At 35.6% G+C, this 22389-nt stretch carries 23 protein-coding genes; 10 read left to right on the forward strand and 13 right to left on the reverse strand.

Annotated features, from left to right (window positions below):
• Window positions 1–176: 176 nt before the first annotated feature.
• On the reverse strand, window positions 177–1328 hold the full coding sequence (locus tag D8M04_RS06850; protein WP_121522160.1) for a toxic anion resistance protein: 1152 nt from the start codon (window positions 1326–1328) through the stop codon (window positions 177–179).
• Window positions 1325–1969 (reverse strand): 5-bromo-4-chloroindolyl phosphate hydrolysis family protein, encoded by a 645-nt coding sequence (locus D8M04_RS06855; RefSeq protein WP_121522161.1) that lies wholly within the window; start codon window positions 1967–1969, stop codon window positions 1325–1327. Before D8M04_RS06855 ends, D8M04_RS06850 begins: the two co-directional genes overlap by 4 nt.
• Before the next feature lie 208 nt (window positions 1970–2177).
• On the opposite strand from D8M04_RS06855, the gene coaW reads away from it, so the two are divergent.
• On the forward strand, window positions 2178–2981 hold the full coding sequence (gene coaW / locus D8M04_RS06860; RefSeq protein WP_121522162.1) for a type II pantothenate kinase: 804 nt from the start codon (window positions 2178–2180) through the stop codon (window positions 2979–2981).
• A gap of 18 nt (window positions 2982–2999) precedes the next feature.
• Here coaW and D8M04_RS06865 read toward each other — a convergent pair whose 3' ends face one another.
• Window positions 3000–3707 (reverse strand): abortive infection system antitoxin AbiGi family protein, encoded by a 708-nt coding sequence (locus D8M04_RS06865; protein ID WP_121522163.1) that lies wholly within the window; start codon window positions 3705–3707, stop codon window positions 3000–3002.
• 659 nt (window positions 3708–4366) lie between these two features.
• On the opposite strand from D8M04_RS06865, the gene D8M04_RS06870 reads away from it, so the two are divergent.
• Complete coding sequence (locus D8M04_RS06870) at window positions 4367–5284, forward strand: methionyl-tRNA formyltransferase (RefSeq protein ID WP_121522164.1); 918 nt, start codon at window positions 4367–4369, stop codon at window positions 5282–5284.
• Window positions 5285–5348: 64 nt separating this feature from the next.
• Window positions 5349–6083 carry a hypothetical protein gene (locus D8M04_RS06875; RefSeq protein ID WP_121522165.1) on the forward strand — a complete coding sequence of 245 codons (735 nt, stop codon included), beginning with the start codon at window positions 5349–5351 and terminating at the stop codon, window positions 6081–6083.
• A gap of 46 nt (window positions 6084–6129) precedes the next feature.
• Here the strand turns inward: D8M04_RS06875 and D8M04_RS06880 are convergent, their stop codons facing one another.
• The 3 genes from D8M04_RS06880 to D8M04_RS06890 all read right to left on the reverse strand — a co-directional run bounded on the left by D8M04_RS06880 (window position 6130) and on the right by D8M04_RS06890 (window position 8535).
• Window positions 6130–6786: a glycosyltransferase gene (locus D8M04_RS06880; protein ID WP_158595092.1), complete on the reverse strand. Its 657-nt coding sequence runs from the start codon at window positions 6784–6786 to the stop codon at window positions 6130–6132.
• Between the two features lie 313 nt (window positions 6787–7099).
• A complete protein-coding gene (locus D8M04_RS06885) occupies window positions 7100–7789 on the reverse strand; it encodes a glycosyltransferase (RefSeq protein ID WP_121522167.1) in 690 nt (229 codons plus the stop codon).
• 50 nt (window positions 7790–7839) lie between these two features.
• Window positions 7840–8535 (reverse strand): glycosyltransferase family 2 protein, encoded by a 696-nt coding sequence (locus D8M04_RS06890; protein ID WP_121522168.1) that lies wholly within the window; start codon window positions 8533–8535, stop codon window positions 7840–7842.
• A gap of 475 nt (window positions 8536–9010) precedes the next feature.
• On the opposite strand from D8M04_RS06890, the gene D8M04_RS06895 reads away from it, so the two are divergent.
• Both D8M04_RS06895 and D8M04_RS06900 read left to right on the forward strand, forming a co-directional pair.
• A complete protein-coding gene (locus D8M04_RS06895; protein ID WP_121522169.1) occupies window positions 9011–10228 on the forward strand; it encodes a glycosyltransferase family 2 protein in 1218 nt (405 codons plus the stop codon).
• Window positions 10229–10245: 17 nt separating this feature from the next.
• Entirely contained in the window at window positions 10246–10935 is a 690-nt protein-coding gene (locus tag D8M04_RS06900; protein WP_121522170.1) for a glycosyltransferase family A protein, read from the forward strand.
• A 290-nt stretch (window positions 10936–11225) separates the two neighbouring features.
• Here the strand turns inward: D8M04_RS06900 and D8M04_RS06905 are convergent, their stop codons facing one another.
• The 3 genes from D8M04_RS06905 to D8M04_RS06915 are packed head-to-tail and all read right to left on the reverse strand — an operon-like array spanning window position 11226 to window position 14415.
• On the reverse strand, window positions 11226–12143 hold the full coding sequence (locus tag D8M04_RS06905) for an NAD-dependent epimerase/dehydratase family protein (protein ID WP_121522171.1): 918 nt from the start codon (window positions 12141–12143) through the stop codon (window positions 11226–11228).
• Window positions 12140–13120: an NAD-dependent epimerase/dehydratase family protein gene (locus tag D8M04_RS06910; RefSeq protein WP_121522172.1), complete on the reverse strand. Its 981-nt coding sequence runs from the start codon at window positions 13118–13120 to the stop codon at window positions 12140–12142. The genes D8M04_RS06905 and D8M04_RS06910 overlap by 4 nt, the downstream gene beginning before the upstream one ends.
• Window positions 13117–14415 carry a nucleotide sugar dehydrogenase gene (locus tag D8M04_RS06915; protein WP_121522173.1) on the reverse strand — a complete coding sequence of 433 codons (1299 nt, stop codon included), beginning with the start codon at window positions 14413–14415 and terminating at the stop codon, window positions 13117–13119. The genes D8M04_RS06910 and D8M04_RS06915 overlap by 4 nt, the downstream gene beginning before the upstream one ends.
• Before the next feature lie 125 nt (window positions 14416–14540).
• Here D8M04_RS06915 and D8M04_RS06920 point away from each other — a divergent pair, with 125 nt between their 5' ends.
• The gene (locus D8M04_RS06920; protein WP_222928576.1) at window positions 14541–15242 is read left to right on the forward strand and encodes a glycosyltransferase family 2 protein; all 702 of its coding nucleotides are present in this window, start codon (window positions 14541–14543) and stop codon (window positions 15240–15242) included.
• A 78-nt stretch (window positions 15243–15320) separates the two neighbouring features.
• Here D8M04_RS06920 and D8M04_RS06925 read toward each other — a convergent pair whose 3' ends face one another.
• Together D8M04_RS06925 and D8M04_RS06930 are read right to left on the reverse strand one after the other, a co-directional pair.
• A complete protein-coding gene (locus D8M04_RS06925) occupies window positions 15321–15641 on the reverse strand; it encodes a hypothetical protein (RefSeq protein ID WP_121522175.1) in 321 nt (106 codons plus the stop codon).
• Between the two features lie 762 nt (window positions 15642–16403).
• Entirely contained in the window at window positions 16404–16610 is a 207-nt protein-coding gene (locus tag D8M04_RS06930) for a S8 family serine peptidase (protein ID WP_121522176.1), read from the reverse strand.
• 138 nt (window positions 16611–16748) lie between these two features.
• Here D8M04_RS06930 and D8M04_RS06935 point away from each other — a divergent pair, with 138 nt between their 5' ends.
• On the forward strand, window positions 16749–17327 hold the full coding sequence (locus tag D8M04_RS06935) for a biotin transporter BioY (RefSeq protein WP_187695417.1): 579 nt from the start codon (window positions 16749–16751) through the stop codon (window positions 17325–17327).
• A 14-nt stretch (window positions 17328–17341) separates the two neighbouring features.
• Window positions 17342–18340 carry a biotin synthase BioB gene (bioB, locus tag D8M04_RS06940; RefSeq protein ID WP_121522178.1) on the forward strand — a complete coding sequence of 333 codons (999 nt, stop codon included), beginning with the start codon at window positions 17342–17344 and terminating at the stop codon, window positions 18338–18340.
• Window positions 18341–18474: 134 nt separating this feature from the next.
• Here the strand turns inward: bioB and D8M04_RS06945 are convergent, their stop codons facing one another.
• Both D8M04_RS06945 and D8M04_RS06950 read right to left on the reverse strand, forming a co-directional pair.
• A complete protein-coding gene (locus D8M04_RS06945) occupies window positions 18475–19989 on the reverse strand; it encodes a S8 family serine peptidase (protein WP_147436785.1) in 1515 nt (504 codons plus the stop codon).
• A 134-nt stretch (window positions 19990–20123) separates the two neighbouring features.
• The gene (locus D8M04_RS06950; RefSeq protein WP_121522180.1) at window positions 20124–20510 is read right to left on the reverse strand and encodes a DUF3006 family protein; all 387 of its coding nucleotides are present in this window, start codon (window positions 20508–20510) and stop codon (window positions 20124–20126) included.
• 331 nt (window positions 20511–20841) lie between these two features.
• Here D8M04_RS06950 and D8M04_RS06955 point away from each other — a divergent pair, with 331 nt between their 5' ends.
• Both D8M04_RS06955 and D8M04_RS06960 read left to right on the forward strand, forming a co-directional pair.
• Window positions 20842–22098, forward strand: a complete 1257-nt coding sequence (locus D8M04_RS06955; RefSeq protein WP_121522181.1) for an MBL fold metallo-hydrolase — start codon at window positions 20842–20844, stop codon at window positions 22096–22098.
• Between the two features lie 12 nt (window positions 22099–22110).
• Window positions 22111–22368 (forward strand): DUF3006 domain-containing protein, encoded by a 258-nt coding sequence (locus tag D8M04_RS06960; protein WP_121522182.1) that lies wholly within the window; start codon window positions 22111–22113, stop codon window positions 22366–22368.
• Window positions 22369–22389 lie beyond the last annotated feature (21 nt).

The raw sequence follows: 22389 nt of genomic DNA on the forward strand, positions 1-22389 counted from the left end.
CTAAGATTTTATCGGCGGTTTGGTTACTTTTATCGGCGCTATTACTAAATATATTGGCAGTTATAAAAATATAACAGAGATTTTCGAATTATATCGGCTTTTTTCCAAATCTAAAAGTTCTGCAGCAAATAGAAAAAGCTGTCCGAGCCTCACTCAGGCCCTGACAGCTTTCATATTTACCGCAACTCCAGCAGCTTTTGCTTCAGTTCATTTTCCATGCTTTGAATTTCTTTTTCAGCTTGTTGACGTTTCGTACGTCCTTCTGTTTGAATTCGTAAAGTTTCTTCTATCGTTGTTACTAAGTCTTCCTGTGTTTTCTTCAATGTGTCAATATCGACAAGACCCCGTTCATTTTCTCTTGCTGTTTCGATTGTATTGGTTTTAAGCATTTCTGCATTTTTTAATAACAGGTCATTTGTTGTTTTCGTGACTTGTTTTTGTGCTTCCACTGCATTACGCTGGCGCAGTAATGTCAGCGCTATGGCAATTTGGTTTTTCCATAATGGTATCGCAGTTAAAATAGAGCTTTGAATTTTTTCGACAAGTGCTTGATTGGTGTTCTGGATCAAGCGAATTTGTGGTGCACTTTGCATCGTAATTTGGCGGCTTAATTTCAAATCATGCATCCGTTTATCCAGACGCTCAGCGAATTGCATCATATCATTCACATCTTGTACGTCCATTTGATTTTGGCTTTTCGCCGCTTTTTCCTTGAGGGCAGGGATAATTTCTTTATCGAGCTCCTCCAGTTTAACCTCTCCAGCTGCAATATAAATATTTAAAGCATCAAAGAAATCACGGTTATGTTCAAACATTTGCTGCAGCATTTGATTGTCTTTCATTAAAGCATTTTTGCTGCGGTCGAGTTTCACACTGATTCGGTCGATTTGAGCACCTGTTTTTTGGTATTTGGAAAGCACCTCATTGACACTGCTCGATAATTTTCCAAATATACGTGAAAGGAATCCGCGTTTTTCTGCTAACTCCTCAGGGTTTACTTGTTCGAGCCTTTTCATTAGATCGGTTAAAATTTCACCGATTTCACCGACATCTTTATTATCCACCTGTTTCAACATGGTATGGGAAAAATCCAGGAGTTTGGATTGTGCTTCTGTTCCATATGCGGTAATGGATTGCGGCTCGCTCGGATCAATTTGTTTTGCAAGCTGTTTTGCTTTTTCCTGATCCTGCTGGGACAATCCCTCTAAGGTTTTCTTTGGCTTGTCTGGGCTTTGCTGTATTGCAGTATTATCACTGTCTTCCAAAGGTGTTCCAAATGGATTTGCTAATAATTCATCTATTCCATCTTCTCGTCTTTGTTCATTCATTTTAGTAGCCCCCTATCATTCTTCTTTTGCCCGTTAATCGTTTGCTGCGCAAAGTCCAGCTCATAATGCAATGTATCGATATCATCATTCAACATGATTCGTAAATCCTTCTTCACCGTTTCGCCAAGTGAATAAATCGTTCTTCTTGTGTCTCGAAGCGAGTCAGCCATTTCCCTCGACTGTGTAGGCTGCTTGGATAGAAATGCATATTTTTCCGCTAACTCAACAAGTGAATCAAGATGTTTAAAATAGAAGCCTTCCGCTTTATAAAAACGATGCGGTTCATGCTTGGTATTACTATAAATCTTCTTCACTGTCCGCATGATTTCCAGATTATATTTTGCCTGGTCGACACTACGGATACTAAAGAGTGCACGCTGCAAGCGATTAATTTTGTCCTTCGCTTCCTTGAGATTGTCTTGTATATATCTATATTCTCTGCGTTTTAAGCCACTGTTTCGTATGGTTCTTATATCTCCTATTTGTTTTAATGAAAAGTATACGACCGCTCCTCCTGCCAATGCGTAGACACTTGCTAAGAGGAATGTTTGGCTGAAGGCAATAAAACTAACTAGCCAAGTAGTTACAGTAGACATAAATGCCGCTGTTGATCTTAGAACGAATTGAAAAAATGCTTTCATTCGTAATCAGCTCCTATTAATTTTCCTTATAATATGGATCAAGTCTCTCTTTTTCCATTTACTCTTATACGATAAAAAGCGATAAAAAGTTTCACCATTATCTCTATTTTAAGCTAGGATAGAGTCAGATGGCAACTTGAAGGAAGTTAACTAGGGAATGTCGAAATAGTCGTTAGGGAGATTTATAATAATAGAGAGGACGATTAGAATGATAGATAGAATAGGAATGGATGCTGGAGGTTCCTTAATTAAATTGGCCTATGAAGAACGGGGCCATTTACATACAAAAACCTACAATCCTCATGAATTGAAAGAACTTGTTAATTGGATTCAATTAGTAAGTCCAAATGCACAGCTATTCTTAACAGGGGGGAAAAGTGCGCTTGTACAATCTCATTTCACACAAAAATGTTTTGTAGTAGATGAGTTTCCAGCTGCTATTGCCGGGACTAAACTTCTATTAGAAATGGAAAAGAAAAAAGTGAAGGATGAATTTATCCTAGTGAGCATTGGTACTGGTACTTCGATCTTTTATGTAACTAAAGAAAAGGAAGTCCGATTACTAGGAACTGGTATTGGCGGAGGAACGTTATTGGGGCTTGGATCCCTTATTACAGGGAGAAATGATTTTCACCATTTAGCAGAATTGGCTTTGAAAGGAAAGCACGAGCAATCCGACCTATTAGTGGCCGATATTTATGCACCGAATGAGCCGCCTGTTCCTGGTCATCTAACGGCGGCAAATTTTGGGAAAGCACATGAAAATATGAAAGCACGAGTAGAGGATCATGTCGCGGCACTCAATCAACTTATTGGAGAAGTAGTTATTTCTTTAGCTCAGCAAGCAGCTGCAAATAAACAGGTAGAGCATATCGTTTTTATTGGGAGTACATTAAGTGGGAATAAAGCATTAAAAGATGTCCTAGCAAGCTTTACGAGCCTCATGCCATATCAACCTGTATTCCTTGATAAGGGAGCATATGCAGGTGCAGCCGGAGCCCTTTATGTCTAACCAGAGGGGCTTTCGTTTTCATTCAGTAAAAGAAATCTGTCCAAAATAAGCTGGCAGCACTTCCCTAATCTTTTTCCCGTATTTCTCCGGAACTAGGATTCTTGTCACGTCCTCCAGCGTAAATTTCAGTTCACCCACTATTCTCCATTCTCGTTCCATATAATAATTATCCTCATCTGCATCCTTTCTTGATGCATCAAATGGTTTTAAATAAGCAAAAAAATGACGTTTGAAGAAGCTGTCTAAGTCTTCTATTGCATGAAGCATCGCTTTTGATCCCTCTTTTTTCACCAAATATGCTCTAATCTCGTCCATCGTTTCAAAGTATTCTTTCATTGACTTTTTGAAAAAATGCTCTCGATTTACGATATCCTGCTTATAAAAGCTGGATTCTACCATCCCATTACTTGCAATATACAGAACCGGATTAGCACCGTTTTTTACAAGGAACTCCTTTTTAAAAGCCAAACCGAAATTACTGTACTTTTCCATATGCAGGGACAAATCATTAATAGGAATATCAGCAAAACAAGTAATGGCAGGATTTACGATTTCCTCCAATCCCTCTGCATCTATATTAATTTGTATTGGTTCCTCTTGGTGCTTATGAAGCAGCCTTCCTGACTTTATAATTTCGATTAATAAATCGAAACGTTCACTTTCAAGAAGATGCCTTCCAACAAAATGAGTTAACTCCCTCGATACATACCGTTGTACAAGCTCCATCGACCATTTCCCCTTTTTCGTTAGGATATGTAAGAAAGCGAGTCTTCATTCTATGTAATTTCTTGCCTATTGTTGTGAAGTAGTAGCCACTTCTTCTTTTCGAAAAATGAACGGATCCAATCGGATGGATAAATACGCTCGATTCATGCTCTTTCTTCTTAAAGTAAATCATCTTTTCCGCTTCCGTTTCCTTTAGCTTTTACCTTACTAAGGTGCTTGAAGAAAATTATTTTCTAATGTACCAAATACTTAATTCAACATGGGAGACACTTCTAAACTAGGGGGTTGGGGATGCCAGTACGAAAAGGCAATCCGCTTTCTATCCATGCTTTCTGCTAGTGCTATCTAGCAATCGACTCTTTTGTTAAGGCTGCTTCTGCTTTCTCATAAGTTGGTATTTTCGTTTGCCATCTGTCATCCTTTTCCCGTTTTGATGGTCTTTTCAGCTTTCAAGAGTTGGAAGTAGTTTGATTTTCGCCTGTTTTTTTCATATTCCTCAATATCAAAATGGCTAATGTATATTTATATAGATAAAAGAATACCTCATTTTGATATTACTGATAATTTTTTATTAATCTTTCACATAAGCACTATAAGGAAATTTCCATCATAAGATGTGAAGAATAGCTAGAAGAATAAAGGAATAGGAGTAATGATAAATGCACTATCCAATTGTAATGTTCGGAAACAAAGAAACGACAAGATATATGCTTGAATTCATTCATAATCAGGTACATCCTATTGACTTAATTGTAACAGTTGCAGATGACAAAAAGTCAACCATTTCCGGGTATACTGACCTACAAGCATGTGCTAAAAAATTAGGTGTTCCTGTCTATATTGTTTCTTCTTATTCATTAAAAGATAAAAAAGATGTGGAGTTTTTTACAAACCATTCCTTTGATTTAGGGATATCAGTTGGGTGGCAGAGAATAATTCCTGCCGAGATTCTGGCTCAATTTAAAACGGGATTATTTGGATTTCATGGAAGTGCAGGACATTTGCCGTTTGGAAAGGGACGTTCTCCGCTTAACTGGTCGTTAATTAAAGGGCATACACGATTTATCAATCATTGCTTTCAATATAGTTCAAAGCCTGATGATGGAAAGATCTTTTCAACTGAAATGTTTGAAATAAATCAATTTGACACGATTCAAACACTGCAATATAAGGTACTTCTCGTTGGTAAAAAACAGCTCAGGCAATTAATTGAGAGCTACCAAAACGGTAAGGTTAAATTATTTTCACAAAGCAAGAATCATACTACATGGTACCCGAAAAGAACACCTGATGATGGAAAAATTGATATAACTGCATCAACCAATGAAATATATAACCTAATTAGAGGAGTTTCCCATCCATTTCCAGGAGCATTTCTATTAAGTGTTGATCAAAAAAAATTATTCATCTGGGAGGCATATCCTTTTGATCAGCTAATCGATACATTTGATTTTTGGGTAGGGGAAGTAATAGAGATGTTTGGTAAAGACGCAGTAGTTAAAACAATTGATGGCTCCATTTTAATTAAAAAATATACCTTTGAGAGGGAAATAAAAAAGGGAGATTTATTCCACTGAAGCAAGGAAAGCCTCTTATTGTTATAGCACATTTATTGAAAAACAGCATAGAGAGGGAATCAACATGAATTCATTTTCATATAAAGAATACATTCATATTCTTGATCTTCTGCAAGATCACTATCCTATAATGGACTATAATGAAGTCGGTGAAGATACAGATCGTTTTGCTGTCATTCGTCATGATGTTGAGTTTTCGGTAGAAAGAGCATACAAAATGGCAGAACTGGAAGCAAGGAAAGGTATATTTACAAGCTATATGTTTCAAATTAGAAACAATGCTTATAATACATTTTCCATACAAAATATAAAAATGATTAAAGAAATATATCAGTTAGGACATAAGATAGGACTTCATGTACATTTAGGAATGTTAAATGATATAAGCGGATTAAAAAATTATGTAGAATCTGATATAAAGTCAATGGGGAATTTTCTTCATATTCCAATCGATCGATTCTCTTATCACCGACCACCCAAGGAAGTATTGCGTAAGGAATTATCACTGGAAAACTATATTAATACGTATGATAAAAAATACTTTGATTTTAAGGAAAACGATCAGGATTTAGAACATGTGCGCATAAAATATATCGCTGATTCCAAGCATCGTTGGAATTATGGCTATCCATCAGAGGATCTTCTTAAACAATATGCAAAAGTACAGCTTCTAATCCATCCGTATTCATGGACAGAGGAAGGGTATGAAAGTCAGAAGAATTTTGAAGAACTGATTAAGGAAAAAGAAAGTATTTTTAGAAATACGTTGAAAAGTGAAACGAAACATTATAAAGAGTAAAAAGGAGGCAGTCCGAAAGAGTAGTTCTTAAGGACTGTCTCCTTTTTTATAATGGTTTTGTTACGAATGACTTGTAATCTTCTATTTTGCCAACCTCTTCGGTAAATCTTTTTATTTCTCTGTCGGAGATTTGCCATGTATGTGAATTTACATCTGCTCTTCTTATTACAGTATAATTATATCTATCAGTAGAGTATATTTTAAACCCTTTTTTTACACATTCTCGTTGGAACACCGAATCATAGTTGACTTCATCGCTTGAAAATTGAACTGTATTAAAAACTTCTTTTCTAAACATAAGGCTCGAGTCTGTAACTTTATCTACATTTGTATTTTGACTATTCTTTTTAAAGGATGTTATCATTAGTTTTCTTTTACCCTCCATATAATAAAAACAATCTCTTTTACCTACGATATGTGCACCTGTTTGATTCATTGCCTGTATTTGCCCTTTTAGATAATAAGGAGAGTAATAATCATCATCATCAAATTTGGCAATGATGTGATATTTCGCTTTATAGACGGCAAAATTTTGACATTCCCCTGGTGTGGCTTGTTCTGGCAACTGAAAAACAGATACATTTTGGGAATGCTTTGCCCGGTTTTTCCACTTTTTAATATCCATGTCGTCCTTGTTTAATATAATGATTAGTTCTTTTTCATCCCATAATTGATTGTCGTAGTTTTCAAACACATTCTCCATATAATAATCCCTTATTGTGCAAGTAATAACTGAAACCATTTTTTATCTTTCCTTTACTTTTATAATTAATAAAGTAGATATTCTATTAGGCTCTTTTCTTAAGTATTGTTGCTTTTCATAGTCTAGGTTGATATATTATTTGTCAAAACAACAAATCTTGTTCGATAGAGCAAGTAACCGCAAAAAGACTACTCTGATCTACTTTTTGCTTTTGTGTCGAGTAATCGGAGGCACAGTCCCAATCTTTGAGAAAACAGCCTTTTATTATCTAATAAACATTAAAGATTAGAGGAATAATACATAAAACTTCGAATTAAACGGGTTTGGTTACATAGTCCTTGTAGTTATCCATTTTCCCTAAGTTGTTACACATATCTTTTAATATACTATCTTTTATTCCCCAGCTATGGGTTTTTTTATCCTGTCTTCTAACAACAACATAATTTTCCTTACGAGTTGAAAATATTTTTAAACCATTTGTTCTACATAACTTTTGGAATCGATTATCATAGTAGATGTTGTCTTTAGGAAATGGAATGGAGCTAATAATGTCTTTTCGAAACATGAGACTAGAATCCATTACACGATCAACAAATTGGTTTTCTAGGTTAAACTTTGTTGAAAGTAAGGTATTGCTCCCTTCTAAATAATAGTAGCAATCCCTTTTACCTACAATTGCTGCATTTGTATTTTCCAATGCTTTTAATTGTTCCTCCAAGTAATAAGGTGAATAATAATCATCATCGTCAAATTTAGCTATGATGTTATATTTAGCTAAATTTGTACCAAAATTTTGACACTCACCAACTGTGGTTTCTTCAGGTAATTGGAATACTGATACATTATTCGAATTCTTCGCTCTTACTCTCCATTTATTAATATCCATTTTGTCGTTGTTTAAGATAATTATTAATTCCTTCTCAACAAAACGTTGATTCTCGTAATTATCAAAAACATTGTCAATCAGATGGTCTCTTATCGTACAAGTAACTACAGTTACCATAATCGGCGTTCTTCCTCCTTTTTTCGATTGCTTGATTGGTTATCATTTATTTAATCTATAGGTTTTGTTACATAGGATTTATAGTCTCTTGTTTTTGCAACTACAGAAAATATTCGTTTTAATGTCTTATCGGATATGCCCCAAGTGTGCGTTTCTTTATCCTGTCTTCTAACAACGGTGTAATTATATTTATCGGTGGAATAAATTTTGAAACCATTTTTTAAGCAGAGCTGTTGAAATTTGTTATCATAACTTTTATTTAAATCTGGGAATTGTAGCGTTTGAAAAATCTCTTTGCGAAACATAAGGCTGGAATCAGTTACTCTCTCAACAAACTGATTTTCCTGGCCGAAGGTCGTTTCCACTAATTTATTTTCGCCTTCCAAATAATAAAAACAGTCCCTTTTACCTACAATATCAGCGTCTGTGTTATGGAAAGCATTAAGTTGTTCTTTGAGATAGTATGGGGAGTAAAAATCATCATCATCAAATTTGGCAATGATGTTATATTTTGCTTTATGAACGGCAAAATTTTGACATAATCCGGGAGAAGTTTCCTCTGGAAGCTGAAAAACAGAAACATTATGATAGTTGGATGCTCGTTCTTTCCACATGGCTAAATCCATATCGTCTTTATTTAAAATAATGATTAATTCCTTCTCTTCCTCAATCTTCTGACTTCCAAAATTATGAAATACTTCTTCAATGAAGTGGTCTCTAATGGTACAGGTTATCACTGAAATCATCCACAAACTCCTTTCTTACGCCTGAACTATATCTTGCATTCTTTTTATAGGAGGTTAACTGTCTTAACACCCTCCACTTCAGGAATTCGAGGAGAATTTAAGAATAGTAAGTGGGGGAAGCAGCAAATAAAAGCTCGATTCGTTCAAAGGCCTGCGGGTCTCTCTTTGTGGTACTAACAGTCACGAGGGCAAGATCCTCGATAGATTGAAAGTTCCCTTCATTGTATGGAATAGAAAAGGAATGTTATAGGCTAGAGCATGCGAAAAGGGGAGATTGATGAAAAAATCTATAATAAAAAAAGGATGTAAGTAGTTTTTAGATAATAAATTACCTTGTAACATATTGCTATCTAAGTTACATGCCCTTACAAGCTAAAGTATAGATACATACATTAATAATTAGTAGAAGATACAATTCTGTTACAAACCCGTATGCTAAAAGGAACATAAAATATTAGTTTGGAGGTATAGAAAATTGCCTAAAAAAGTGAAAAAGAAAAAAAACAATCAAATTAAAGTTAGCTTAATCATGCCTTCCTATAATAAATTCCCTCTTAATTTAATGTCATTGTATTCCCTCGAAAACCAAACTTTTAACTTAGATGAAATGGAAGTTATCTTTATTGATGATGCATCAACAGATGATACCTCTACCATTCCTGAGAATAATAATTTCTCCTTTCATTTTAAATATATTAGAAAAGAAGAAAATCAAGGAAGAGCTAAGGTAAGAAATGCCGGTATCTTAGCAGCACAAGGAGAGCTTATTATATTTTTGGATGCTGAAATGCTCGCAGACCCTAGACTGGTAGAAAACCATTGGCTACACCATCAACAAAAAGATAACCTTATAATTACAGGGGCTATGCATTACAAAGCGGTGTACTCCTTTATATTTCCAGAATTTAATCGAAAACAGATAAGGGATATTCAAACGCTTACGACAAGAATGAAACGTTTTTCCAGGAGGTTAAATATATATGAATCGCGCAGGAAAAATGATGCACCATTCGAACTAATAACGAAAGAAGATATTCAACAGCAATCATACAATAATCTTGTAATTGAAAAAAGGTTTTTCGCTGTTGAAGTGGTTGAAAATTTCGGTAATGATTTAGAAGGCTTCCAATTTCCATGGATGGCTTTCTTGACCGGCAATGTTTCATTAAGGAAGGACCTTTTAGATAAAGCTGGGCTGTTTAATGAGAAATTTGTGGGTTATGGTTATGAAGATTGGGAATTAGGATACCGTTTATATAAGGCAGGAGGAATATACTGTGCAAGTGATAAAGTAACTAGCTATCATCAGGAGCATCCGATTTCTTATAATAAATGGCATGAAGCTACCAAAAATTTCTATTTATTCACCCAACTCCATCCTGAAATTGAAGTATTAATAATGGGGTTAGAAATTGCAAGAATTACAGATCTATTAACCATGAATGCGATTCTTAAGGAGTATAAATCACTTGAACAAGTATATCCAAATCAGTTTTCCACATTTAAAGCAGATTTTTATTCATTATTACAGACTGTTGCTCTATTTTTAAAGATAGATTTAAAACACAAAGGGATTTTAAATGCAACAGGCATTGAAATTAGTGAGAAAACCCATAAAGAAATAAGTGAAATAAAGCAATTAGGAGATTACAATCATCTCGTTACTATATTTGAAAAACTTATTTCATCGTAAAAAGGGGGTTGCTCAATATGATTTCAATCGTTACAGTAACAATGAGAGATGAATTTTTGGAAAACGTTTTTCAAAACTATGAAAGGCAAAGAGTAGGGAAAAAGGAACTAATTATAGTCCTAAACAATGATGAAATGGATATTAAACATTGGAGAATAAAAGCTATAGGTTATCAAAATGTAAGGATTTTCCAATTATCTGAGCAAGTATCGCTGGGGGCTTGTTTGAATTTCGCAACCGAAAAAGCACGAGGAGACTATATTGCAAAGTTTGATGATGATGATTATTATGGCCCTTATTATCTTGCTCACATTAAAGAGGAGTTTCACAGTCATCCAGATGTATCTGTTGTAGGGAAAACCTGTTATTATTTATATCTTGTAAATAAAAAGGCGCTTCTCTTATTTAAGCCGCATGGAGAGAATCGATTTACCGGCTGGGTTGCAGGTGCATCTCTCGTATATAAAAAAGAATTATTTAAAACAATACAATTTGTAGATTTAAACAGAGCGATTGATTGGTATTTTTTACAGGATTGTAAGAATCATAATATTAAAATTTATTCAACTAATAAAGAAAATTTCGTTATTATACGCAGAGATCCAAAATATCATACATGGAAAAAGGGAGAAGATGATTTTTTTAATGGCAGTAAATTAATTGCTTTTACAGATGATTATGAATCCATTGTAGCTACAGATAGTTAGTAAGATAAAAAAATTGGGGTAATAGGGTTGAGACAAAATCCAGTGAATCATAAAAATAAGCGGGGTATCTTCATTAATAATGAACCGATGAAGATACCTCGCTTTTTTTAATCTCTATAACTTAATTATCAGCAAACAAAAAGGATACCTTCTGATAAAATTAAAGTAACTACACTTTAACTATCGGAGAGATCCTTATGTTTAAAAACTACACCGTCAGAAAACCTAATTTAGCATAGGTAATGAGAACAATTCAACAAAACATGGTGTTAGGCTCGTTAGGTCCAGTCTCATCGACTTTTATAATACTTTATCGTTTCCTTTAAACCTTCTTCGAGAGTATACTCTGGATTCCAGCCTAACATTTGTTTAGCTTTTGTGTTATCTAATTGGCTGTATCTTATATCTCCGTCTCTTTTCGGTTTGTATATTGGGGAATTAGAGGAGGACGTAAGATCACAAATCATGGAGTAGAGAGTATTGATGCTTATTTGGTTGTTCGACCCAATATTGATAACCTGATTACCTCCTTTAAATAAGGCGAGGTGATTAGCCTTTGCCACATCTTTTACATATACAAAATCTCTTGTCTGCATACCATCACCAAAAATTTGCGGACTTTTTCCATTTAATAAATGATCAATAAATATAGCTACGACGCCACCTTCTGCTTTAATTGTTTGTCTAGGTCCATATACATTTGCATAACGGAGAATCGTGTAAGGAAGGCCATAGATTTTGTTGTATAAAGCAATATATTGTTCAGGTGTGTACTTGGATATACCATAGAATGAAAGAGGTGATGCTTTCGTATCCTCTAAAATATTTGTATTTTTCGTTTCACCATATACCGCACAGGAGGATGCGTAAATAAATTTATTCACTGAGTATTTTTGGCTGTTAGTTAGTAAAGATATGGTTCCAAGGATGTTAATGCTTGCATCATGTAAAGGATTCAGAATAGATGTTGTTACATCAACCTGTCCTGCCTGATGAATAACAAAATCTGGCAGCTCCTTTTTGAAAATATTTTCCACTTCTTGATGGTTTGTAATATCTGCATGATAGAACGTAGTATTGGTTGGGATATTATTATTTCCAGTTGATAAATTATCTACTACAACAAGCTTATAATTATTATCAGTTAATAGTTCATCAACTATATGGGATCCAATAAAACCTGCTGCACCTGTTATCAGTATTTTCATTTCTGTTCCCTACCGTCGATTGCGTTTTTATACCATTCAATCGTCTGCTGTAAGCCATCATTAATAGAAGTCGATGGATGGAATTGGAGGAGTTGTTCAGATTTTGTTATATCTGGAACCCTCTGATTGGTATCCTCATATTTATCTCCATAAACCTCTTCATAAGGAATATGAACAATATCTGAATTAGATTGACACATTTGTTTGATTTTTTCTGCAAGCTCATTAATAGAGATTTCTTCTGGTCTTCCTATATTGAATACTTCTCCATCCCATTTATTATCTATACATAGAATCGTCCCTTGAATCGTATCATCAATATAGGTAAATGATCTCGTCTGCGTACCGTCTCCATACACAGTAATTGGCTGACCCTTAAGTGCCAGCTTGATAAACTTCGGTATGACCATTCCATAATCGGATGTTTGTGCTCGAGGACCATAAGCATTAAAATACCTAACAATCGTAACAGGAAGGCCTTTCTCTGCATAGGCAAAACACAAGTGCTCATCTAGTGCCTTTGCTGTGGCATAGCACCAACGGTTTTTGGAAGTTGGCCCTAATACCCGATCCGACTCCTCTGTATATGGGATTTTCTCATTCTTCCCATAAATTTCAGAAGTGGATGCAAATACTACTTTTATCCTTTTAGCATAAGCAATTTCAAGGATATTTCTTGTACCGTCAATGTTTCCCTCAATCACCTTTAATGGGTCATTCACGAGATTTTTAACACCTAAAACTGCTGCAAGATGAATAACCGCATCACATGAATCCATTAAGTCTATTAGTAAACTGCGATCTAAAATGGACCCATGTACAAACGTATGGTTTTCATGTGAAAGAGAAGAATCTAGATATGCTTTTTTACCGGTTGATAAATTATCTAATGATATGATTGAATGTCCCATTGCAAGAAGTTGCTCGACAAGATGTGAACCAATAAACCCTGCTGCCCCTGTTACTAGAATATTCATAAAGAACCACTTCCTAATCGGATAATATTGCTTTTTTCTTTATAGTTTTTTGTAATATTGCGAGTGTCATAAATGAGAGAGGAATTTTCTATAATTAAATCAAGAGGTATAGCTGAATGATCAGTTAGTATTACAATACAATCCTTTTGCTGTAATGTATCTTTTGTTAGTTCAACACTTTGAAATTCCTGACCATCTATATCAAGCTTGGAAACAAAGGGATCATGGAAACTTACATTTGCTCCCATCTTAAGCAGCTCCTTCATTATAGAAATTGAAGGGGATTCACGGTAATCCGATATATCTTTTTTATAGGCAAGACCATATAGAAGGATATTTTTATTATTCAGATTATGGACTGATAAGTTCTTTTTCAATTGAGAGGTAAGGTATTCTGTTAATTGCGAGTTTATACCATCTGCTAAATGGATAAATTCTGTTTGGATTCCTGCTTGCTTTGCCTTCCATGATAGATAAAGAGGGTCAACTGGAATACAGTGTCCACCGACACCAGGTCCTGGATAAAATGGCATGAACCCATATGGTTTAGTACTTGCTGCATCAATTACTTCCCATAAATCGATATTTAATCGATCACTCAATAAGGCCATTTCATTTATAAATGAGATATTAATATATCGAAAACTGTTTTCTAAAAGTTTACAAAACTCAGCAACCTCAGTAGATGATACTACTACAGTATGATTGAAAATTCGAGAATACAGTTCTTTAATTTTTAAGCTGCAGGATTTTGTTACACCGCTTATAACTTTTGGTACATCTTCAACTTCCATATCTTTATTACCTGGGTCAATACGTTCGGGAGAGTAACAAAGGAAAATATCTGATCCGACACCGAGGTTACTCTTTTCAAGAATTGGTTTTAGGACTTCTTTTGTGGTGCCTGGAAATGTAGAACTTTCTAGTACCACTAATTGTCCCCTCGTTAGATGAGGATACAGGTTATAAGCTACATCTTGTATATAACTTAGATCTGGTGTTTTGTATTTGGTTAATGGTGTTGGGACACAGATAATAATTGCACCCAATGACTGAACAACATTATAATTTTTGGTAACGGTAAATCTCCCAGAATCTAGTGCATTCTTAATGCTCTCATTAGGTATTTCATCTATATAACTAGTTGCTTTCAGTAGAGAATTGATTTTTGCATCACTTACATCAATACCTGTGACATGGAAGCCTTTTTTATTTAACAATAATGCTAGTGGTAATCCGACAAAACCGAGTCCAATTACACCAACTCTAGTATACTTTGTCTCTTCGGTGTCCATTTATATTGCCTCCATTCAAAAATAATATAGTTTATATTATGGATAAGGAACTTTATTTGTATAGGTTGTTTAATTAAACAGGTGATTTTAAATTAATTTATTTCATAATGATTAGGAGGATAATGATGATTACGGTTATCACATGTACGAATAGGAAAGGGTTCTTAGATAATATTATGCATAATTTTGTATCACAGAGATTTCAGGATAAAGAACTTATTATTATCATAAATAAGGATGTAATAGATAGTAGGATTTATGAAGAAAAAAATTCGGAACTTGAAAATGTGAAGGTTTATAAATTAAATGAAACCCAAACATTAGGGGAATGTCTAAACTTTGCAGCAGAAAAAGCAAAATATGACTACATTGCAAAGTTTGATGATGATGATTATTATGGTCCTTTTTATTTAGTCGAAGCTTTTAAGGAATTGACAATAACCAATTCACCCGTTATTGGAAAGTGCTCCATTTATATTTACTTTCATAACGAAAAACTTCTAGGTATATACAATAATAGATTGGAAAACAGATACTTGGGTAAAGGGGAGTTCTTAATGGGGTCAACATTTGTCTTAAAAAAAGAAATATTGAAGAAAGTCAAGTTTCCCCATGTTAACTTAGGGGAGGATGTAAAGTTTCAGCAGCTTTGTAAGGACCAAGGAATACCGTTATATTCCACATCTAAAATGAATTATGTTTATATAAGGTATAATACTCCTAATCACCATACCTCTGACTCTACCAACAATAGGTTGTTAAGAAAATGCAGAGAGTTAATTCATTCTGAACAGTTTTCTGTATATGTGGATGAGAAGGTCGACTGAGGTTTGGCGAATAATAAAAAATAAAGGCTGAAACAAAGTTGAATCAGCCATAGGATAGGTGGTATTTAGTACATATTTTCAGAGGTTAATCTTTTTTTGAAATGCAAAAGTAATACTCTCAATATCCTTACAACTAATGATGGTAATCTCTGCTGGTTCCTTCGGTGATAGCGTTTCTGGGCTCAGAATTTTTACGCAACAGTTTTTTTTATCGAACTCAATAATGGTACCAACAATTACATCACTGGATTTGGTTCGAATAAAGAACTCTTTATTAATAAAGTCCTTAATTACGTTACAAATACAGCCTTTGCATTCCGATTTATGTTCTTTATTACATTCACTGCAGGAATATTTCTCCTTCTTTCTTCGTTTTGAAATATAGATCCCTGAGGTCAACTGGATACTCCTCCTTTATAACTACTGTGCGATGAGTAGGTGTTTCTTCTATTAAGTCAATGTTAATATTTATATTATTTGAAGTTGGAACTAACCACACACAATAGATGATAATTTAAATGTTGTAAAAAACCGTGGTTTCGGATAGTTTTTCTTAACATAGTTTTAATGTATACTATGCGAATAGAATAGAACTCGTATAAGCATCAACCTAGTGACGTTACTTTTTTTCAGGATAAAGGAATTAGATAAACCTACCATATTTAAAATACCAAGAGAAGTGAAGGCTTAATGATGACAGCTTCGAATAATAACGAAATAAATGTGTATGTGAACGCTCCACAAATGATGTCCATGGTTGATATCCATACTTATATGAAAAATTGCTCAAAATATAAATCAAGAAGTCTTCGTACAAAAGACAAAGGTTAGTGTAAGGAGATTCCTTATTCAGTTTCTCTCCGTTTTATTTCCATTTGATCAGAACCACTCGTCAGAATCCTTATTCAAGATATTTTTCTCATTAGAGACAATTCCCGCTTCATCCTCAGTAGATAAAGAGATATTTATTCCGTATCAGGATTGAGGTCTTCTAGTAAATAAGACCAAGCCCCTTTTGGAAGCGAATCTAAAATCCTTCCATTTAAAAGGATTTTTGTCTTTGCAAAATCTTTATCATTTGGTTTATCCCATTCTATTAGAATAGAAACTGAGGTTTGCTCCACTATCGTTAGATGAGCTATGCCCTCAGCAGCAGTTTGTTCAGTAAATCATACCATATCCATACGTTGTATCCTTCCCAGATTCCCCTAAATCCATCACATAACTGGTTAAAGTATCTCGTAACTCCTTATTCGTTTGGTCGGGGTACTTTTGTTTTAATATCGCTAGCATGCCTGTAACAGCTGCTTGAGATTTCCCATCTGCAATACCGTAGGAACAATTTAAGTAGGTACTTACAATTGACATCCCAAGCGCTGTAAATTTTTATAGAACAGAAAGACTACAACATGCCCTCCTATATTGTTCACTTATAAAATTTAGGGTTGACAATTAACCAAACTTAAAATATGCTATTTTTAGAAAATAAAGAGAGAGGTAATAAGGATGAAATTAAAGCCCATAGATATTACAATGGCCGCTATGTTTGCTGCATTAATGGCAATTGGGGCAAATATCACTGCTTTTATTATGATCGGTGGCGTGCCGATTACACTAACAACCTTTTTTAGTATTTTATCAGGTCTGATTTTAGGAAGTAGATTAGGTGCCATTTCTATGACGATATATGCATTAATTGGACTTGCTGGTGTACCAGTTTTTGCCCAGTTTTCAGGTGGACCCCAATCCATTTTAATGCCAACATTCGGTTTTATCCTATCGAATATTCTTGTAGCCTATGCAGTTGGGAAGATGGTAGAAATTAAATCAACAAGAACGATGTTTCTCATCGCTTCCCTAGTTGGTATGGCAATCAACTATATTTTCGGAACGACCTGGATGTACTTTGCTTATGTGTTATGGTTTGGGGCACCAGAAGGATTCAGTTATGGAATGGCATGGCTGTGGATGGTAGCACCATTACCAAAAGATATTATCTTTTCCGTATTAGCTGGTGGTCTAGCATATCGCATACAAGGACTGGTCTATAAAACCAATAAGTCAGAGAACAAATCGATTGCTTAAGAGGAGGAAATAAGATGTCGTTCCATTGGTTTGATTTAGCAGATACCGTTATCTCAGGAAGCGAGATAACGGATGAAGAAGGTCTTTCCATCTTAGACTGTCCGGATGATGAATTACTTCTATTACTTCAAGCGTCTTACAAAATCAGGAGTCATTATTATGGAAATAAAGTAAAGCTGAATATGATTATCAATGCGAAGTCTGGTCTTTGCCCAGAAAACTGTGGTTACTGTGCACAGTCCTCCGTTTCCGCTGCACCTGTCCAAAAATATACCTTTATTAATAAGGAGAAGATATTGGAAGGTGCTGAGCAGGCTAACAAATTAAATGTCGGTACATACTGCATTGTGGCGAGTGGAAGAGGACCAAGTAATCGGGAAGTAGATACGGTAACTTCTGCGGTAAGGGATATTAAAGAGAAATATGACATGAAAGTATGCGCTTGTATGGGAATTTTAAAACCCGAACAGGCAGCGAAACTGAAAGATGCTGGTGTCGATCGATATAATCATAATTTAAATACATCCAAAGCACACCACCCTAATATAACGACTTCACATACGTATGAGGACCGCGTGTCGACGGTAAATACGGTGAAAGTATCCGGTATCTCTCCATGTTCAGGCGTTATTGTAGGAATGAAAGAATCGAAAGAAGATGTGATTGACATGGCACGAAGTTTAAAAATCCTTGATGCTGACTCGATTCCAGTAAACTTCTTGCATGCAATTGATGGCACACCATTGGAAGGAACCGATGAACTGGATCCACGCTACTGTTTGAAGGTATTGGCCCTCTTTCGTTTTATCAACCCAACAAAAGAAATTCGCATTTCCGGCGGTAGAGAGGTAAACCTCCGAAGTCTTCAACCACTTGGGTTATATCCTGCTAATTCTATCTTTGTTGGTGATTATTTAACGACGGAAGGTCAGGAAAGCACCATTGACCACCAGATGATAGAAGATTTAGGTTTTGAGATTGATTATGTCAATGTTGCTGAAAACCAAATATAAGAAATAGTTTTAGGTTTACATTAAGCTTGAATAGTGGGAATAGGAAAAGAGTTGCAGTACACAATTGTGTTTTGCAACTCTTTTCTCATTACTATTTTCATGTCTCATTCTACTAAGCTATTATTTTCCTTCTGTCAGTCAAGCAGCCAATTCAAAACGGAATGATACGATAGCTTAATATTTTGATAAATAGAAGAAAACAATCTTGTCTCCTTCTCATCTTCTTCTAGCTGCTTCTCCACCTGCTGATTTGTTTCCAATTCTGTTTCTGTATTCATAATAACTTCGTCACTTATTCCTTCCACTTTCTTTATCTTCTTAAATGTTTCTGCTGAAGCTTTGTTGTCTACTCCACTTGTTGCAGCAACGCCATCATGGTTAATAAAATCACTCACTGCCTTATCTGTTCTAATAATGATAGTTTTTCCACTGGATGTATTCCCTGCCTCATCCTCTGTAGATAGACTGATGGTATATTCTGTATCAGGACGGAGATCTTCTAGTAAATAAGATGATATATCTTTAGGAAGAGAATCAACAATCTTTCCATTAACCTGTATTTTTGTCTTTGCCAAATCTGTTTCCTGTGGATTTTGCCATTCTAATACGATAGAATTCGAGGTTTGCTCACCTACATTTAGGTTAGTTATGTTATCAGGTGGGGTGCGATCAGGTTCTTGATAATAAATGAAGCCATGTCCGTAAATGTTATCCCTGCCAGATTCCCCCATCTCCATCACATAGTCTGTTAAAGCATTTCGTAATTCTTCATTGGTTTTATGGGGGTACTTTTCTTTTAAAATTGCAAGCATGCCTGTAACATGTGGTGCTGCTTGAGATGTCCCATCTGCAACACCGTAGGATTGGTTTAAGTATGTACTTACGATTGACATCCCCGGCGCCGTAAATTCTACTTCAGGGCCTCTTGTAGAAAATGGTGTAGGATTTAATCTTCCATCAACTGCAGAAACGGCAATCACACTCTCTAATCGTGCAGGAAAAGAAACGATGCCATCTTCCCCGTTATTTCCACTTGCAGAAACTATTAAAATTCCTGCTTTATAAGCACGATCAAGCGCATCTTTTATCTGAGGAATTTCTGAATCTCCACCAATCGAAAGATTCATAATGTCCATGTCATTGTCCATGCACCACTCTATCGCTTCCACTACATCGTCAATTTGCCCTTTTCCTTCCTCATTTACTGCCTTTACTGCATACAGATTAGCATCAGGTGCTACACCAACCACACCTGTATCATCTCGTTTTGCTCCAATAATTCCTGCAACATGTGTCCCGTGTCCATTGTCATCTCCCCAATCCTCTGTATAATCAACAGTTGAAACACCACCAGTAATGTTTAAATCTGGATGGGGAGCAATTCCAGTGTCGACAACGGCAATATTCACGCCTTCTCCAGTAAACCCTTTTTCCCAAGCGAGTGTTGCACCAATGGTTTGGATATTCCAGCGGTCCTGTTCATTCGTTTGATCTAATTCCGTCTCTGTTATCTTTTCATTTGTTTGGAAGGTAAGAGGTGATTTTTTATCTATGTATAGTGACTTGAAGTTCGCTTGAATGGCTAGAATTACAGCACAAAGAACGAAGAGAAGACCGCCAATCCTTAAAAAACGCCGTATATTCGACAACGCCACGATCCCCTTTGTCTAAAAATGTCTTTACATTTATCATATCAACTAAAAAAGAGGAAGTCTGTTGAATTATGGTTACATCTTTGTGTAAAAATCGTTACATGATACCACCCTTTAGCATCAGGTCTTTTCTACTGTATATTCATCTTTTCATTTAATTCCTGATATTTTGCCAATTGCACCAGTTGAAGTGACCTCTTCTTTTGCAGAATGGTTTGGGTATTATCTATCCCAATAATACGAAATGCCCCGTCCCGTTTCTTTATATAAAACCACGTCTCCTCCTTGCTTCGATACGGAAGCCTGGATTTATGGACAATCATTTCTTCATTAACCGTTTCTAATAATATGATGGCATGCTCCCCCTCCAATCGATCGAGAACTCCCTTAGTATAGATAATATGTGCATATGTACCGTAATGTGTCTCGTCATTTGGAATTTCTTTTAACGTTAAAATCGACCAAAAGACGGAACAGAGAAACAATGTAAAAGCCATTACCCAAATTGTTTTCAGCATTTCCCAGCTCCTTTTTGCTTATTATTACAGGAACCGCGTTGTAATGCATCTTAGTAAAATCTTATTATTAGATAGGGGCGGCTGGTAAAATCAGGATGTTCTACAAGGGAAACTTTGATTTTTAAGCATCCCTTCCACTAGGAAATATGATATCTTACCTTTTTCTACTTACCACTAAATTCTTTATTCCGCCCCAATTTTTTATATAGAGTTGCTAAAAGTCCCATTCATACAAGGTATAGATGATTTTATACTGGAGAGAATCTAGTAATTCCAGCTTAAGTTTGTTAATCTTAAAAGAAAGAAGTACAAGTGTTTGGGGGTATATAGTTTGAAAAAGAAATACGTCCTGATATTGCTATTATCTATTTTTCTAGTAGCATGCGGGGAAGAAGTCTATGAAAGCCCATTATCAGAGACTTTTATAGAAGAGCAGGAGGAGTCCGTCGTTCCTGAGAGGGAAGATACGGATTCAAATAATAAGGAAGAAAAGCAAACCTCAGAAGATAAAGGGGATGCTGAAGAAACAGCTTTAAATGAGCTTCGTGTTCATTTCATTGATGTCGGACAAGCCGATGCAACGCTGTTTCAGTATGATGATGCAGAGAAGCAGTATAATATTCTCTATGATACTGGAGACTGGACCGGAGAGGAAGTTGTGCCCTACTTAAAATCACAAGGAGTGTCTCATCTGGACCTCATTATTGTTAGCCATCCTGATGCAGATCATATAGGCCAGCTTGAAGATGTGGTTACGACGATCGATACAGGAGAGGTTTGGCTGTCCGGTAACGTAAACTCCTCGCAAACTTTTCAAAACGCTGTCGCTGCTGTAATTGAAAGTGGGGCCGATTACCATGAACCCCGTACTGGAGAAGAATTTGCAATTGGTCCTTTAAAAATGAAAGTACTCTACCCGAATAGAATAACTGGAAAAACCAATGAAGAATCGATCTCCATCTTATTTACTTATGGAGAGATTGATTTTATTTTTACTGGTGATGCTGACAGAGAGGCAGAACGTTATATGTTGAATCACAGTGATAATATTGAAGCAGAAGTGATCCAGTTAGGTCATCATGGCTCCAATACATCCAGTGACCCTAAATTTATCGAAGCGATAAATCCAGAGGTTGCTATTTACAGTGCGGGTACGAATAATAGTTATGGCCATCCAAGCCCTGAAGTTGTTTCCCTTATTCAAAATTCGGGAATCGGCTTATACGGCACCGATATTCATGGAACTATTGTTGTCACTACGAACGGAATCAACTATGAAATCGAAACGAATAAAGAAGGTACCATAAACCCAGATAGTGAAAGCACTACAGAGGAGTCAGCCGCTTCAGAGGATGCTGCAGTAGCAGAGGAAGAAGCGAAGCCAAGTCAAGATGAAAGCAGCTGTGTCAATATCAATCATGCTTCTACTGAGGAAGTCCAGGAGATTATTCATATTGGTCCGGAACGAGCTCAGGATTTAATTTCACTCCGCCCATTTCTCTCTGTCGATGACTTAGAACGAATAAGTGGAATTGGTCCAGCTAGAATTGCAGATATTAAAGCACAAGGATTAGCATGTGTTCAGTGAGGAGGATTTAACATGAAGGGAATATTAGACCGGTTTGAAGGAAATCTAGCCATTATTCTAATTGAAGAAACAAAGGAAGAAATTCAGATTAAGAAGGAAAACTTACCAGAGGGCAGTGATGTTCATTCTTATTTTCAGCTTACAAAGGAGGAAGGAACATACTCCATCGTCCGACTTGATAAAGACCAAACTGAAAAAGAGCAACAAAAGTCAGCTGATTTAATGACAAAACTTAGGGCAAAAAGCAGTGGAAGTAAGTGGAAAAAATAGGTATTCCTCCAAATTTCGAGG

Source organism: Oceanobacillus piezotolerans, from assembly GCF_003665065.1.
Taxonomy (GTDB): domain Bacteria; phylum Bacillota; class Bacilli; order Bacillales; family Amphibacillaceae; genus Oceanobacillus; species Oceanobacillus piezotolerans.